Genomic DNA, 14,148 nt, shown 5'->3' with positions numbered 1-14,148 from the left:
GAGGGACTACTCGAGTTCCTCCGTCTCCAGGTCCGCTACGTCGATTTCCGAGTCGGTCGACGAGACGCTGTACAGGACGACACCCAGGAGCGCCCAGCAGAGAACGATCAGCCACTCGTAGGGCCACAGGAGCGCCGACGGGCCGCCGGGCAAGTACAGACCGATGAATCCGAGCGTCAAGACGAGTGCAGCAGCGCCGATCGCGTAGCCGAACGGGAGTTTGAGCGGTCGATCCAGTTCGGGTTCGTTGCGCCGAAGCACAAAGAAGGAAACGACGACGAAGAACCACGCGACGACGAGCCCGAGACCGCTCGCGTTGACGATCCAGACCAACATCTGCTCGCCGAACAGCGGAGCGAAGATGGAGAGTCCGCCGATGAGGACGACGGCCGTCGACGGCGTGTTGTACTCGGGGTGAATCGTGCTGATTCGCTTCGGAATCATCCCGGAGTCCGCGAGTGCGAAGACCGCGCGACTGGCACCGAGCAGGAACGAGTTCCAGCTCGTAAGGACGCCCGCAATTCCCGCCAGGGCCATAATGCGGCCGATAAATTGGCTGTCGAAGATCGTCTCCATCGCTGCGGCGGCGGGCAGCGGGCTCTCGACGAGTACGGAGCCGGGCATCGCCTGTCCGGACGCCCAGATGACGCCGATGTAAAATAGGGCGGCCAACGTGACGGAGAACGGGATGAGAAGGCCGATGAGACGGGGAGACACGTCCGCTTCCTCGGCGGATTGCGGAATGACGTCGAATCCCACGAACATGAACGGCGTCATGATCGCGACCGTGGCTACCCCCGTCGCACCGACGTCGGACAGCGGCGGGTTCGGCTGCGACTGGCCGTTCAGAACGGCCCCGACGGCGAGCATGATTCCGGCCAGTGCGATGACGAGCGTCAGTATCGTCTGGAACTGGGCTGCGGGTTTCACACCGCGATAGTTGAGCGCCGTCATCACGATCGCACCGATACCCCCGACCAGAATCCAGGACGCATACACCGGTTCGCCGGCCACCGACCAGAGCTCGAGTACGTTAAACCCCGGAACGATGTACGCCAGCGCGGACGGCAGTGCGATAACTTCGAACACGACGACGCCGACGTATCCGAGAACGAGCGACCACGTACACACGAACGATCCGACCGGGCCGAGCGCCCGAAGGCTGTACACGTGCTCTCCGCCGACGAACGGCAACGCGGAGGCGAGTTCGCCGTAAATCAGGCCGACGATGCAGACCATGATCGCCCCGACGACGAATCCGAGAACCGAGCCGGCCACGCCGGCTTCGTCGATCCAGAACCCCGTCTGGATGATCCACCCCCAGCCGATCATTGCACCGAATGCGAGCACGAAGAGGTCCTTCTTCGTCAGGATCCGCTCAAACTTTCTGGTATCTTCTGCCATACCACATGCTGCTATATAGTGGGTGTTAAATTTAACTAAGTCCCAATCTTCTGGACAGTGTACATTTCTCTTTGCTTCTACTGAACTGTGTCCGAGTATTGTCGTGGTCGATGATTCGGTACGACACGGCTGCGTCACTGCGATGATGCCGAGCGAGAACCGCTCCGAACGGGCGAACCCATAGCCGCCCAGTAGCAGGTGCCTTTATGCGCGGCACAGGGATCGAAACGACCGCCTACTAGAGGTAGCGACCAGCTACCTCGAGAGTACGCTGCTCATATATAGAACGGGGAACCCGGTACCCACGTTCGATGACCAGTACTTTCGGACGACAGTCATCGTCGCGGAATAGTCACACGAACGGTGTCTCGACAGCCCAACCCGGGTACGGGGAGTAACCATGGCCGGGCTACTAGGACCTCGAGGGCCGATCCCGGGCGGGCGACGCGGACTTCTCGCTCTCGGCCTCGGACTGGTCGTGATCGCCAGTCTCGTCGCGACGGGTGCAGTGGGCGCGGGCACCGTCGCCCAAGGTTCGAACGGGAACGTCTCGGAGGAAGCGCACGTCGAACCCGCGCCGGAGCCGGGCGATCCCTACTTCGAGGCGGCGGCGAGCGACGGGAGCTGGGTCAGTTACGAGAACCCGCGCGACGAGTACCGCAGTCCGTACCTCGGTGACGGCTCCGGGAAGGTCTGCGTTACGCTGGTCAATGAAAACGGCGATCCGGTGGTCGGCGAGTCGGTTCCGAACACGTCCGTGACGATTCCGACGAACGACGTGACGAGCTGGCACTCCCACGCCGACCCGATGACCGTCGACTTCCCCATGACGGACAACTACGAACGGCCGCTCGACGCCGACCAGTTCGGGACGAGCCCGGACATCGCGCAGGGCGACGGCTACATGGACTCCCACTGCATCGAACTGCACGGCCTCCCGGAGGACGCGACCGTCGAATACGGCGAGGCGCAGATCACCGGCGAACACGCCGACCGGATCGACGTGGCCGGCTACATCCAGCAGGTTCCCGAAGGGGACGGCTGGGACACGGACATCGACCCGGTCGCGGCCGCGGAACCGTACGCTGACGCCGGCGGCGGCTGGACCTACGAAACCGATGCCTCACACGGACAGGTCGTCGTCGTCCTGCAACTCGACGCACCGGCCGACGAACGGCTCGAGCCCGGCGGGTCGAACAGCACCGATCCGACGAAGAACGACCCGAAGGAGTCGAATGACTCCCAACAGGGAGCCGACACGCAGTCCAATGAGGACGAAGGAGACGACGAGATGCCCGGGTTCGGCGTACTCGCGGCCGTCGTCGCGCTGTCGGTCGCCGCTCTCGCTCGACACCGAGGGTGAGGTTGTATCGGAAACACATCCGAATCAATCGGATTCGCTCTCGACACGTTCACCGCGGAGAGTGACAGCGGATAGTCTCCCTCTCAGTTACAAAAACGATGGCGCAGAGAAAGACAGGGAACGGCTACGGATGTAGCCGGGAACCATGGAGTTCCTCGCACGTCGTGACGGGGTGACCAAATCGAGCGGGATGATCCGGTGACAGACTGTCGTACCCCCCGTCTATCAGATCGTTCGCCTCAATTGGTATAAGGCTGCTGGCCAACGACACCGGGAAGCGACGAAAACGAACCGATAGACCGGGTCAGTCGCGACATTTGTGTTGGTATACCATGCCAGAGAAAAACTCCTATCGACGAGCTGTCAACGGCGGAACGAGTCGATACACGACTGCGTCGGACGGGAAGCGAACCAATGAGGCTTTGACGATCGGCGCGAGACACACGACAAATGACGAACACAAGCGAGTCGGACGAAGAGACCCCGCGCGTCCCGGTCGTCTGTCCCGACTGCGACACGACATCCCGTGTCCCCCTGTCGAAGCTCGCCGACGCCATCGACCGACACAACGAGCAACTCCACGACGGCGACGACGTCGCCGCGGTCGATCCCGACATCGCCGATCAGATCGCGAATCTGGCCGCGACCGACCTCGGACTCCTCGAGGACGACTGACCACGGATCCCTCCGACTCGAGTGCGGTCGAGCGGGTAAGAGAGACCGTCATTCGACCACCTCGGTTATCTCGGAGTGGCCCCGCGTCTCATATCGGCAATCGCCGCGGAATCATCGACCAGAGAAACGGTATAACATCCCGATACGAACGCGCAAAATTCCGACGAAATCTGGCCTGTGTGGTTATATTTCGCAAGTTCCTACCGTTAGTTCAGTGAGAAGGTTTATACAGTCATACTCGACTCTGTCCACCATATGGAACGCGAAAACGCAACGGGAAATCGCGACGATGGTCGTGTCGCCGTGGAACCGACGGACCGTGGCAGTACACCGATCCAGACCGAGACGCCGGCGACGGCGACCATCGCGGCGACGAGATCGACGTCGAACACGACCGACGCAAACGGTGACCGGCCGAACGTGCTGACGATCATCGGACAGGGGACGCCCTCGAGTTTCGAACTCACCGTCGACGGCGCGATCGAGCTGGCCGACGAGGAACGGGGAGCGAACGTGACCGTCCTCTCGGGTACCACCGTCGAAGGGACGATCGAGAGCGGAACGGTGACGTTCCGATTTACCGGCGACCTGACCGACGTCACGTTCGTCGATCGCGGAATCACGGGGCACGAACCGGCGACGATCCCGAACGTTCACGTCGATTACGCCGTCCCGGAGGAGTAACGACCAGCGGCGAGCCCGGACAGCCACTTTCGTCCCTCTCACTCAACGGGGGGCCGAGTCGTTCGCGGACGTTCCGTCCCGGTGACGAAGCCGCCGATCGCGCGACGGACCTCGAGCGATGGGGAAACACATTCCCCCACGGAGGGAGTCTTCCCATCCATGGACGATTCGACGACGGACGATCCGGGGGAGTCATCGGCCGATGCCGACGACCGCGAGAACGAAACGAACGCAGACGCGGACGAAGAGACGGAAGCAGAAACGGACGCCGAGTGGATGGAACCCGCGGATAAGCCGATCCTCGAGTTCCTCCAGTCCGAAGACGCCTTCGAACCGAACCAGATCGACGACGAGGGGATCGCCCCGGCCAGATACGCGGCCTATCGGTGCCGCGAGATGACCAAGTACGGTCTCCTGACGAAACGCATGCCCGGCGTCTACGAGGTCTCAGAGCTGGGCGAACGGTATCTCGAGGGGGCGCTCGATCCGAGCGAACTCGAGTCCGAAACGTAGCGTCGGGGTCAGTCTCTCGGCACGCTCAGACGACAGATTTCTCACAGCGGCTACGAGATCGACGCGGGCGGTCGACGCTCTGTCCCTTCGTCGAGATCGGTTTTCAGTCTCGAGCACAGGGCGTCCGGGTCAGTATCGCCGAGCAGCGCGTCGATCACGTCCGTCGCCGCGGGCGCGTACAGCGGCCGGTTGTCGTTGCCACAGCGATCGTCCATGAGACAGGCGGGACAGCCCTCGTCGCGCCCGCACGGGCAGTCGGTCATCAGGTCGCGCGCCCGGCTGGCGACCGCCTCGTACTCCTCGTAGATGCGCCGGGAAAAGCCCAACCCGCCCTCGACGCCGTCGTAGATAAACCAGCCGCTCGCGCCGGTCCCGTCGGGGAGACGATTGGTCGCGAGCCCGCCGAGATCCGCGGCGTCGACGGTCAACTCGAGCGGCGCGACGGCGATCATCGCGTGCTCGATGGCGTGGATCCCACCGAGGTAGCCGTGGAGTCGCGGCGGCAGCTCCTCGCACTCGTCGTTGTGATACTCGCTGTGAGCGCCCGTCACCGCCCGTTCGATGTCGTCGGGAACTTCGGCCCAGCACAGTTGCGTTCGCATCTCCAGGGGCGGGACGCCGGTCTCGAGCCCCGTCGCGAGAACGTCGCCGGTCCCGATCTCCCGTTTTGTGAAGGTATCGTGGTGAACTGTGACCGTTCCGTACCCCCAGTTGAGCCGGAAGGGCCCGACGTCGCGCGACTCGCGGACCTCGGTGTCGTAGATCGTCGTCCGGCGCTGGGACTGGGTGTAGTAGTCCACGTCGACCGGCTCGAGCGTGACGGACGGCTGGGGGCGATCCTCCTGCAGTTCGACGACCTCGTACTGGTCGCCCCGATACAGCACCGTCGCGCCCTCGTGGTAGTCCCGATACGCGCGCGCTTTGCCGATCGGCTGATGGCCGATGGTCTCCTCGCCGGCCAGCCGGACCTCGAAGGCGTTCCCGCCGGAGGCGTACAGATTGATCTCACTCTGTGGCCGATCGCGGTGGGCGTAGGTAACCCCGCCCGCGAGCGAGCCCTCGAAATCCCCCGTCCGTCGGCCGTACTCGACTGCTCGTTCCAGTCGCTCGATCCCGCCGAAGCGGTCCGCGTCCTCGCGGCGTAGCGGGAACTCCTGGGCGGCACAGCGCAGGTGCTGGAGGTAGACCGGGTTGTTCGCGAGGTCGACGACCGCGCTCTCGGGCTCCTCCTCGAGGAGGTACTCCGGATGGCGCAGGATGTACTGGTCGAGCGTCGCGTGACTGGGGACGAACACAGAGAGCGCCTCGCGCTCGTCGCGCCCCGAACGGCCGAGGCGCTGCCAGAACGACTGCCGGGAGCCGGGATACCCCATGAGGATCGTGCCGTCGATCCCGCCGACGTCGATGCCGACCTCGAGCGCGCTGGTCGTCGCGACGCCGTCGAGATCCCCGTTTTTGAGCCGGTTCTCGGTACGTCGCCGGGACCGCTTTCCGTGACCCGCGTTGTACGCCGCGAGGTCGGCGCTGCCCCGATAGGGCAAGGTGGGATTCTCGAGGTACTCCCCCGCGCGTCCGACAGCCAGTTCGGTCTGTTTGCGGGAGTCACAGAACAACAGCGACGGAACGCCGTGATAGCAGCAGTGCGCCCAGACTTCGGGAGCCTCGACTGTGGCGGGGCGTTTGCTCGGCGACCACCCGTTATCACTATCACCGCTGTCACCGTTACCGTCGCTTTCCCCGTTACTGTCGCCGTCCTTCTCACCGTCACCGCCATCGTTCCCACCTTCGTACTCGCTTCCACCGCCGTCCGTCGGCGGATCCCAGAACGCGAGGTGGCGGCGACCGCTGGGCGAGCCGTCCTCGTCGATCACCGTCGCCGGCTCCCCGGTCAGCGCGCGGGCGTGTTCGGCCGGGTTGCCGATCGTCGCGGTCGTCAGCACGTACTGCGGGTCGCCGCCGTACCAGTCGATCAGCCGCCGGGCTCGCCGAAGGATCCAGGCGGCGTGCATCCCGCTGATTCCCGTCCACGAGTGTGCCTCGTCGATCACGATCAGTTCGCACTCCGCGTGGAACGCGGCCCAGCGGTGGTGCCCCTCGAGGTACTGGTTCAGTCCGGCGAAGTTCGTGATGACGACGTTCGCCTCCTCGCGGATGCGGGCCTTCTCCTCGCGTTTCGTGTCGCCGTCGTAGACGCCGACCGTGACGTCCAGCCCGAGCGAATCGAAGAGATCGTTGAGTTCCCGTTCCTGGTCGCGGCTGAGCGCCTTCGTCGGATAAACGAGTAACGCGCGCACGTCCGAATTTTCCCGGAAGCGTCGCGCGACGTGCAATCCGTAGACGTAGGTCTTCCCGGAAGACGTCGAGGTCGCGACGCAGACGTTCTCGCCGTCGGACAGCGCCTCGAGCGCTTCGGCCTGGTGGCTCCAGGGGTCGACCGCGAGCGTCGCCGCGAGGTCGGCGGGCAACACCTCGCGGGCCGGAACGTGACTGGCCGGTTCGGCCGGCAGCGTGAACCGTTCGTGAAGCTGTCCGTGGTAGCGACGCGACGGAAAGGTGTCGCGTAGCTCCGTTCCGGTCAGCGCGAGGCCGTCCGCTCCGGTGCTGTCCTCCCCGTCCGTCAGGTTTCCGGTGTCGTCAGTTGGCATAGTCAAAAGTCGGCGAGCCCGGTCTGCGTCGTCGAGTCGTCGGTCGATCGTTCTCGTTCCGTCTCATTCTCCGCTCCGTTCGTCTCCATCTCCGCTCCGTCGGTCTCCGCCGACGCTCTGCCGGTCTCGAGCGGGGCCGTCGCGATCGCCTCGGCAACCGCGGCCAGTTCCCTGACGTCCGCCTCGCAGTACTCCCGGGCGGCCGCCCAGTCGATAGCCGGTCCCGTCGCGGCCCGAGTCGCGGCCGCGCCGTCGTCGGATTCAGTACCCGATGGCTGCTCGCTCTCGAGCAGTCGCCGGATCCGCTCCGCGAGACTCTTCCCGTCGAGGGCCGCCGCGGCTCCCGACCGGTCACAGCCCAGCGCCTCGGCCACGTCCTCGAGCCGGTTCGTTCGACCCGGCAACACGGCGTGTTCGCGTCGCACCGCCCAGTCGTAGAGGTCGTACGTGAAGACGTTCTCCCGCCAGTAGTCGTGGAACTCGGGCACGTCGCGGGCGATGAAGCGCTCGAGGTGTTTGTAGTCGAACGCGTGGCCGTTCCACGCGACGAGCGACGGCGCGTCGTACTCGGCGGCCAGCCACGAGACAAACTCACGGGTCGCCGCGCCCGGCTCGTCGCGGGACGGATCGGTGTCGACGAAGTCGACGTAGGCGTCGCGTTCGGGATCGTAGACCCCGATCAGCCAGATGATCGTCGGCTGTAGCCCGTCGGTTTCGATGTCGACGAACAGCGGCGTCGCGGTCTCGGCCGCCGGCGGAACCGGCTCGTCAGTGCAGCGGACGACGCGTGACTCCGCGAGCGAACGCGCGCTGTGGCGAATCGCTCGAGCCGTCGACGCGCCGACGCCGTCGATCGCGCGGAGGTCCGCCTCGGTGGCCTCGGCGACGGCCGCGCGCGTCTCGTAGCCGTTCGTTCGGAGCCGCTGTGCGGTCGTCGGCCCGACGTTGGCAAGCGCTCGCAGCCCGAATCGGTCGGCCGGGGCCGACGAGACGGCCACCGAACCGCGTCGGTCGCAGGTGAGACAGGCGAGTTCGGCCGCGCCGGAGCGGCGCAACGGGGCGACCCCCCGAACCGGTATCCTGACTCCTTCTCCGTCGACGGTCGGCTCCCAGACGTGATCGTAACTCGCCTCGAGCGCGCCGGTCAGCACGGTTGCCGTCTCGCTCGCTCGCGACTGGTAGCGGGCGAGCGGTTCGCGGCCGGCGAGGGTCGCCTCCAGCACGACGGCGTCCGTCGTCGGCTCGATATCGTCGCAGACGACGTACTCCGCGGTCTGCGTCTCGTCGTCTTCAGAGCGGTCCTCGAGCAGCGACGCCGACCCCGCGAAGACGAACGTGATACCGGCGACCGTCTCCGTCCGAACGTTGGCGGGGCCGCCGGCGGAGACGACCGGCCCGTCGAACGCGCGACGGAGGCGGCTGACGACGCGGACGTCCGACGACTCGCGAACGACGTAGACGAGGTCCGGGCCGAAGTACTCGAGCGCGTCTCGCAGCGCCGTGTCGTCCAGATCGGCGACGGCGTCACAGCGCAGCGCCAGCAGGTCGGCACCGTCCTCGTCGGACATAGAAAGGGAATACGAGCGAGCGATGATAAGCGTTCGCGGACTCGAGCGACGCGCTGCAGTGACGAACCTGATTCTGTCAGTCGGCACCGACGGCGTTCGGAACGTGTTCGGCCAGGAACGCAGTGACGGCGTCGCCACCCTGGAACCCCTCCGCCAGCCGCGCGGTTTCCGCCCCGTCCTCGAATAGGATCAGCGTGGGCACCGACCGGATATCGAACCGGTCGACGAGTTCGATGTCGTCGCCGGGGTTGACCATCCCGATCGCGACGTCCGTGGCCCGAGAGACGTTTCCCAGGACGGGCTCCATGGCTTGGCACATCGCACAGCCGCTGGTGTAGAACTCCACGAGCGCCACGTCGTGGGCGTCTACGAAGTCGTCGAGTTCGTCGCCGGTCTCGAGTCGGCTCGGTTTACTGGTCGCGGCCATGGCGACGGATACGTGATCAGCGCGGAAATCCGTGACGCCGGGCGCGGCGAGTCGACGGTCGGGTCTCGTACCACTGGCCTGACTCTCGTGGACACACCGCATTTCTCGGATCGATTGACGGTGTCGCAGCGAAGATTCACCGGTCGCTTGTATTGTGTGAATCGAGTACGGGAGGTGATTTTATAGCTGGGGCCTGTACCCACGCCCGATGACCCAGCCAGCATCTACCCGCGGTGACGGCGCCCCGACGCAGCGGAAAGCGACGCTGTTTTGCTGGGAGTGCGACCACTCGAGCCCGGTCGACGGTGACTGGGTGTTGGAATCGAACGGCCGGCACGTCGCGTACGTCTGTCCGAACTGCGAGACGGCGCTGACGAAGCGGCCGCGACCGAACGGGCCGGCACGCGAACGAGCGCCGATCGTCCCGGTCGCGGCGTGGCAGCGAGCGATCCGCACCTCGACGACCGTCTGGCGGGCGACCGTCGAGATCGGCCTCTCGAGCCTGACGATACTGACCGGAGCCGGGCACGTCTCCGGCGTACGGGCCGCTTCGGCGTAGCGAACCGATTTTCGAAATCGACGAGTTCGACGCGATCGAGCCGTGACTCGAGACGAGACCTGGAACGCGACTCGAGGGGTCGATGCGCTTCCGACGAACCGACGCCTCGAGCGACCACTACACGATTATTCATTTCTGCCCGTACTTTTTCAGCCGATGTCAGCCACACACCGAGTATACCATATTATAAACTACGTTCGTCCATCTGAGAGAGAATTTGCGTATATTCGCCCACAACAGTAGAACTTTAATAGTAGAATTCGTTGGCTTAGGCGAGCAGAAGATGACGAACGGAAATCTAACCGCTTCGGAAGAGGAGGTACTGGACGAAATCGAGGAGGAAGACATCGACTTCCTTCGGCTGCAGTTCACCGACATTCTGGGGACTGTCAAGAACGTCTCCGTGCCCGCCCGGCAGGCCGAGAAGGCGTTCACCGAGGGGATCTACTTCGACGGCTCCTCGATCGAGGGGTTCGTGCGCATTCAGGAATCGGACATGCGGCTCAAGCCCGACCCCGACACGTTCGCGGTTCTCCCGTGGCAAAATCGTGAGGACGGCGCCTCGGCTCGAATGATCTGCGACGTCATCGACACCTCGACCGGTGAGCCCTTCGAGGGCGACCCGCGGCGCGTCCTCAAGAATGCCCTCGAGCGCGCCGACGACCTGGGATACACGGTCAACGCCGCGCCCGAACCGGAGTTCTTCCTCTTCGAGGAAGACGAGGAGGGACGCGCGACGACGAAGACGGGCGACCACGGCGGCTACTTCGATCTCGCGCCGAAAGACCTCGCGAGCGACGTTCGCCGCGACATCATCTACGGCCTCGAGGACATGGGCTTCGAAATCGAAGCGAGCCACCACGAGGTCGCCAAGGGCCAACACGAGATCAACTTCGAGTACGACGACGCGCTCTCGACGGCGGACAACGTCGGCACCTTCCGCACCGTCGTCCGCGCGATCGCCGCACAGCACGACCTCCACGCGACGTTCATGCCGAAACCGATCCCGCGCATCAACGGCTCGGGCATGCACACGCACCTCTCGCTGTTCGAGGACGGCGAGAACGCCTTCCACGACGAGGACGACGAGTTCGACCTCTCCGAAACGGCACACTCCTTCATCGCGGGGATCCTCGAGCACGCGCCGGCGATCACGGCCGTCTCGAACCCGACCGTGAACAGCTACAAGCGACTGGTGCCGGGCTACGAGGCACCCGTCTACGTCGCCTGGTCCGATCGCAACCGCTCGGCGCTGATCCGAAAACCGGCGGCCCGCGTCCCGGCGGCTTCCCGCATCGAGGCGCGCTTCCCCGACCCGTCCTGTAACCCGTACCTCGCGCTGGCCGCGCTCATCCACGCGGGTCTCGACGGCGTCGAAAAGGATCTCGACTGTCCGGACCCGGTTCGAGAGAACATCTACGAGTTCGACGAGGAGAAACGCGAGGAGTACGGCATCGACACGCTGCCGACGAATCTCGGCGAAGCCGTCGAGGCCCTCGAGGAGGACGAAGTCATCTACAGCGCCCTCGGCGAGCACGTCGGACCGAAGTTCGTCGAAGCCAAAGAACAGGAGTTCGAGGACTACCTCGTCGACGTCTCCGACTGGGAGCTCGACCGCTACCTCGAGACGTTCTAACCGGCTGACCCCGAAGACGACGTGTTTCGGTGCATCGAGCACCGATACGCTGCATTCCAGTTTCTGACGACACGCCGGCAGAACGAGCGCCGATCTCGTCGTCCCAGTCGTCGCGACTCGCCCGATCAGTTCGCGACGACGTACGTCGCGCCCGTCTGGGTGACGTAGCCGGCGCTCGAAAGCGAGTTCAGCACGCTCAGGATGTCGATCTTCTTCATCGCCAGTATCTCTCCCAGTTCGTCGACCGTCGCGCCGTCGGCCGCCTCGAGATAGATGTACACGAGTTTTGCCTGGGCCGACTCGAGGTCGTCGGGAACCGGATCGATTCGCGCCGTCGGTCGGTGTTTCTGTGATTCCATTGTCATCAGTACGGATCTCGTTCTGGTATATAAATCTACACGTGGTTGGCTACTAACGAATATTAGGACTCAATACGGTCTACGTCATCACACCGCAAATTCTGACGCGGAAGACGGTCTCGAACGGAACAACGACGTTTTACGGTCGACCGGCTCCCACCGCAAGACATGGCTGCCGACGAGCGACCGACCCCGCCGCCGGAGTTGGACCGCGTGGACCGTGAGGCGCTCGAGGAATTCACGAAACGAGACGCAGCGACGCTTCGCGAAGTGAGCGCCTATCTCGAGGAGGTGGCGGCGTGGAAGGAGCGACGTGAGGGAGCGGACGACGAATCGATATCGGACGAGGCCGATGCCGAACCGTACCCCGACGGCGTCCCGGAACGGGCGACCGTCTCGGTGACGGAGATCGCCGGAACCGAGTACGACTACTATCAGTGGCGCGAGGGCGACGAGATCCGATCGGAAACCGTCCGGCGGTAGACGGCAGCGGGAACTGCGACGCCCATCAGGTGACCGTTCGCGAACGGTCAGTTGCGGTCGTCCACCGGCGTGGACGTGAGTACCTGCGTGAGTGCGTCCGCGACCTGCCTCGGCCGTCTGACCGTTGCGGTGGCACATCGAATCGGAAACGGCCACGGGTATCCGCGTCGGATCGCGAGCCGGTCGTCCGTGAGGTCGACCGATCGTAACTGCTGGCGAGGAATGAACTGGTAACTGATCGTGCCCGGTCGGTGGATGCACAGCCCGCTTTCGAAAAGCACGTACTCACGATGTCGACCGGCAAGAAACGCCTGAGCCAGCAACATACCGCCAATGCCGGGAAATGGATTGACAATCGGATCGACGGCGAAGCCGAGGATCAAACACCCGCAACCCACACCGATACCGACCGCTCGAACGAGTCGACGGTATCGCGCGTCCGGCTCCGCGACCCAGTTGACCATCACCGAGTCTCGTTCGTAGCGGATCGCGACGTGACGATTTATCGAAACGAGATAGAAAATGAAACCGGCAATGGTGATCACGAGCAGTTCGGAGAGCCACGTCGTCAGCCAGCTCTCGTACTTCGGGAGATCAACTAAGAGGAGCAATGTCCCGCCGAAAATCAGGACGAACGGGACTCCGGCCAGCAGATGTGACAGGCGCGTTCGGACGAGTCTCGTCGCGAGGTCGGCGCGGGTATAACTGCCGGCAGTCGCGAGGAGGCCGACACACGCGCCGATTACCAGTGGCCACGGCGTGACGTATCCAACGCCCAGCGCGAGGCCCGTCACGCCGAGGCCGAACAGACCGACGTACCAGCCGGTAGCGACTGCGAAGAATAGCGCCGACGGACGGCGAAACGACATGGCCACGACTATCACTTCGGCGACTAAGTATTTTTTGAATGATATTTTCACGTCCGCTGCTCGAGTCTCTCCCGAGGCAAGATCGTTGCGGGTAGTCGCCCGCCGAACCCGCTCCGTTCCGTTACACCGACTCGTATGGACCGAGTCGCGTGCCGTCCAGCAGGTACGCCTCTCCCGCAGCCAGCCCCGCCGGAAGAAACGGCGAGAGGAACGACTGTCCGGCGACGTTGATCCACGTCCCGCCGACGAGGTCGTTGAACGCCGGTACGACGACCGCGCGCGGCGGGGTTTCGTCCGCATCCTCGAGCCACGTAACCCCCTCGTACGCCGGACGGTCGCGAAACGGGCCGGGATCGAGCCGGCCGCGCAGCCACGTACGCTCGACGCGGCTCCCGCCGACCTCGTCCTCGAGTCGAACGCAGGGGTGTTCGTGACCCAAACAGACCACCTCGCTCTCGAGGACCGCTCGAGAGGGCCAGGTGTGCCCGTGACAGACGCCGATATCGCCGAGCGCGACGCCATCGCCGGGGACGACGGTAATCGTCGCCCCGATGTCGTCGCTGTCCGCGAGCCAGGTTTCGATTCTGCCGTCGTGGTTGCCCTTGACGACGGTCACTGTGAGATCACTCGAAAAAGACTCGAACAGCACCTCGAGTTCGCCGCGTTCGGCCCCGCCCGGATCGCCGATCGAGTGCATGAGGTCGCCGAGGACGACCAGCCGATCGGGATCAGTGCGCTCGAGCAACGCCAGCAGTCGCTCTCGGCGGTCGGGCGCGCGGCTGGGAACGTCGACGCCGCGCTCGGAGCGCAAGCCGGCCTCGTAGCCGGCGTGATAGTCGGCGACGAGCAACGCGCTCTCGCCCCCGATCGCCGCGGTCGCGGCCGGTTCGCCGGGAACCGGTTCGACGCGAGCGAGCGGCGACGGGGTCCCGGTCGGGTTGGGATCGTCTCGCATCGCGGCCG

General features: G+C 64.7%; 14 protein-coding genes. 7 read left to right on the top strand and 7 right to left on the bottom strand.

Translation table 11 applies throughout. The features are described from left to right. Positions 1-6: 6 nt before the first annotated feature. Positions 7-1,404, bottom strand: a complete 1,398-nt coding sequence (locus tag LDH74_RS11750; protein WP_226038917.1) for an APC family permease — start codon at positions 1,402-1,404, stop codon at positions 7-9. 400 nt (positions 1,405-1,804) lie between these two features. On the opposite strand from LDH74_RS11750, the gene LDH74_RS11745 reads away from it, so the two are divergent. The 4 genes from LDH74_RS11745 (at position 1,805) to LDH74_RS11730 (ending at position 4,639) form a co-directional block, all read left to right on the top strand. Beyond that, entirely contained in the window at positions 1,805-2,767 is a 963-nt protein-coding gene (locus tag LDH74_RS11745) for a PGF-CTERM sorting domain-containing protein (protein ID WP_226038916.1), read from the top strand. Positions 2,768-3,217: 450 nt separating this feature from the next. After that, the gene (locus LDH74_RS11740) at positions 3,218-3,442 is read left to right on the top strand and encodes a hypothetical protein (protein ID WP_226038915.1); all 225 of its coding nucleotides are present in this window, start codon (positions 3,218-3,220) and stop codon (positions 3,440-3,442) included. Between the two features lie 255 nt (positions 3,443-3,697). Continuing rightward, positions 3,698-4,126, top strand: a complete 429-nt coding sequence (locus LDH74_RS11735) for a hypothetical protein (RefSeq protein WP_226038914.1) — start codon at positions 3,698-3,700, stop codon at positions 4,124-4,126. A gap of 159 nt (positions 4,127-4,285) precedes the next feature. Continuing rightward, entirely contained in the window at positions 4,286-4,639 is a 354-nt protein-coding gene (locus tag LDH74_RS11730) for a hypothetical protein (RefSeq protein ID WP_226038913.1), read from the top strand. Positions 4,640-4,689: 50 nt separating this feature from the next. Here the strand turns inward: LDH74_RS11730 and LDH74_RS11725 are convergent, their stop codons facing one another. The 3 genes from LDH74_RS11725 to LDH74_RS11715 form a co-directional block, all read right to left on the bottom strand. Beyond that, positions 4,690-7,284, bottom strand: a complete 2,595-nt coding sequence (locus LDH74_RS11725) for a DEAD/DEAH box helicase (RefSeq protein ID WP_226038912.1) — start codon at positions 7,282-7,284, stop codon at positions 4,690-4,692. A 2-nt stretch (positions 7,285-7,286) separates the two neighbouring features. Beyond that, positions 7,287-8,852 (bottom strand): ribonuclease H-like domain-containing protein, encoded by a 1,566-nt coding sequence (locus LDH74_RS11720; RefSeq protein ID WP_226038911.1) that lies wholly within the window; start codon positions 8,850-8,852, stop codon positions 7,287-7,289. Positions 8,853-8,928: 76 nt separating this feature from the next. Next, the gene (locus LDH74_RS11715) at positions 8,929-9,279 is read right to left on the bottom strand and encodes a thioredoxin family protein (RefSeq protein ID WP_226038910.1); all 351 of its coding nucleotides are present in this window, start codon (positions 9,277-9,279) and stop codon (positions 8,929-8,931) included. A gap of 208 nt (positions 9,280-9,487) precedes the next feature. Here LDH74_RS11715 and LDH74_RS11710 point away from each other — a divergent pair, with 208 nt between their 5' ends. Together LDH74_RS11710 and glnA are read left to right on the top strand one after the other, a co-directional pair. Beyond that, positions 9,488-9,838, top strand: a complete 351-nt coding sequence (locus tag LDH74_RS11710; protein ID WP_226038909.1) for a hypothetical protein — start codon at positions 9,488-9,490, stop codon at positions 9,836-9,838. A 283-nt stretch (positions 9,839-10,121) separates the two neighbouring features. After that, complete coding sequence (gene glnA / locus LDH74_RS11705) at positions 10,122-11,474, top strand: type I glutamate--ammonia ligase (protein WP_226038908.1); 1,353 nt, start codon at positions 10,122-10,124, stop codon at positions 11,472-11,474. Positions 11,475-11,599: 125 nt separating this feature from the next. Here the strand turns inward: glnA and LDH74_RS11700 are convergent, their stop codons facing one another. Continuing rightward, on the bottom strand, positions 11,600-11,833 hold the full coding sequence (locus tag LDH74_RS11700) for a MarR family transcriptional regulator (RefSeq protein ID WP_226042524.1): 234 nt from the start codon (positions 11,831-11,833) through the stop codon (positions 11,600-11,602). A 168-nt stretch (positions 11,834-12,001) separates the two neighbouring features. On the opposite strand from LDH74_RS11700, the gene LDH74_RS11695 reads away from it, so the two are divergent. Continuing rightward, on the top strand, positions 12,002-12,316 hold the full coding sequence (locus LDH74_RS11695; protein ID WP_226038907.1) for a hypothetical protein: 315 nt from the start codon (positions 12,002-12,004) through the stop codon (positions 12,314-12,316). Positions 12,317-12,363: 47 nt separating this feature from the next. Here the strand turns inward: LDH74_RS11695 and LDH74_RS11690 are convergent, their stop codons facing one another. Beyond that, entirely contained in the window at positions 12,364-13,185 is an 822-nt protein-coding gene (locus tag LDH74_RS11690) for a hypothetical protein (RefSeq protein ID WP_226038906.1), read from the bottom strand. A 121-nt stretch (positions 13,186-13,306) separates the two neighbouring features. After that, complete coding sequence (locus LDH74_RS11685) at positions 13,307-14,140, bottom strand: metallophosphoesterase (RefSeq protein ID WP_226038905.1); 834 nt, start codon at positions 14,138-14,140, stop codon at positions 13,307-13,309. Positions 14,141-14,148: the final 8 nt, after the last annotated feature.

The sequence above is a fragment of the Natrinema sp. DC36 genome (genome assembly GCF_020405225.1).
In the GTDB taxonomy this organism is placed as follows: Archaea; Halobacteriota; Halobacteria; order Halobacteriales; family Natrialbaceae; genus Natrinema.
Note: the sequence above shows the minus strand (reverse complement) of the source record. Positions and strands in the feature narration are given on the sequence as shown.

Bases quoted from the DNA above. Each gene is read 5' to 3' on its own strand.
- LDH74_RS11750 (WP_226038917.1), bottom strand. From the start codon at position 1,404: ATGGCAGAAGATACCAGAAAGTTTGAGCGGATCCTGACGAAGAAGGAC.
- LDH74_RS11745 (WP_226038916.1), top strand. From the start codon at position 1,805: ATGGCCGGGCTACTAGGACCTCGAGGGCCGATCCCGGGCGGGCGACGC.
- LDH74_RS11740 (WP_226038915.1), top strand. From the start codon at position 3,218: ATGACGAACACAAGCGAGTCGGACGAAGAGACCCCGCGCGTCCCGGTC.
- LDH74_RS11735 (WP_226038914.1), top strand. From the start codon at position 3,698: ATGGAACGCGAAAACGCAACGGGAAATCGCGACGATGGTCGTGTCGCC.
- LDH74_RS11730 (WP_226038913.1), top strand. From the start codon at position 4,286: ATGGACGATTCGACGACGGACGATCCGGGGGAGTCATCGGCCGATGCC.
- LDH74_RS11725 (WP_226038912.1), bottom strand. From the start codon at position 7,284: ATGCCAACTGACGACACCGGAAACCTGACGGACGGGGAGGACAGCACC.
- LDH74_RS11720 (WP_226038911.1), bottom strand. From the start codon at position 8,852: ATGTCCGACGAGGACGGTGCCGACCTGCTGGCGCTGCGCTGTGACGCC.
- LDH74_RS11715 (WP_226038910.1), bottom strand. From the start codon at position 9,279: ATGGCCGCGACCAGTAAACCGAGCCGACTCGAGACCGGCGACGAACTC.
- LDH74_RS11710 (WP_226038909.1), top strand. From the start codon at position 9,488: ATGACCCAGCCAGCATCTACCCGCGGTGACGGCGCCCCGACGCAGCGG.
- glnA (WP_226038908.1), top strand. From the start codon at position 10,122: ATGACGAACGGAAATCTAACCGCTTCGGAAGAGGAGGTACTGGACGAA.
- LDH74_RS11700 (WP_226042524.1), bottom strand. From the start codon at position 11,833: ATGGAATCACAGAAACACCGACCGACGGCGCGAATCGATCCGGTTCCC.
- LDH74_RS11695 (WP_226038907.1), top strand. From the start codon at position 12,002: ATGGCTGCCGACGAGCGACCGACCCCGCCGCCGGAGTTGGACCGCGTG.
- LDH74_RS11690 (WP_226038906.1), bottom strand. From the start codon at position 13,185: ATGTCGTTTCGCCGTCCGTCGGCGCTATTCTTCGCAGTCGCTACCGGC.
- LDH74_RS11685 (WP_226038905.1), bottom strand. From the start codon at position 14,140: ATGCGAGACGATCCCAACCCGACCGGGACCCCGTCGCCGCTCGCTCGC.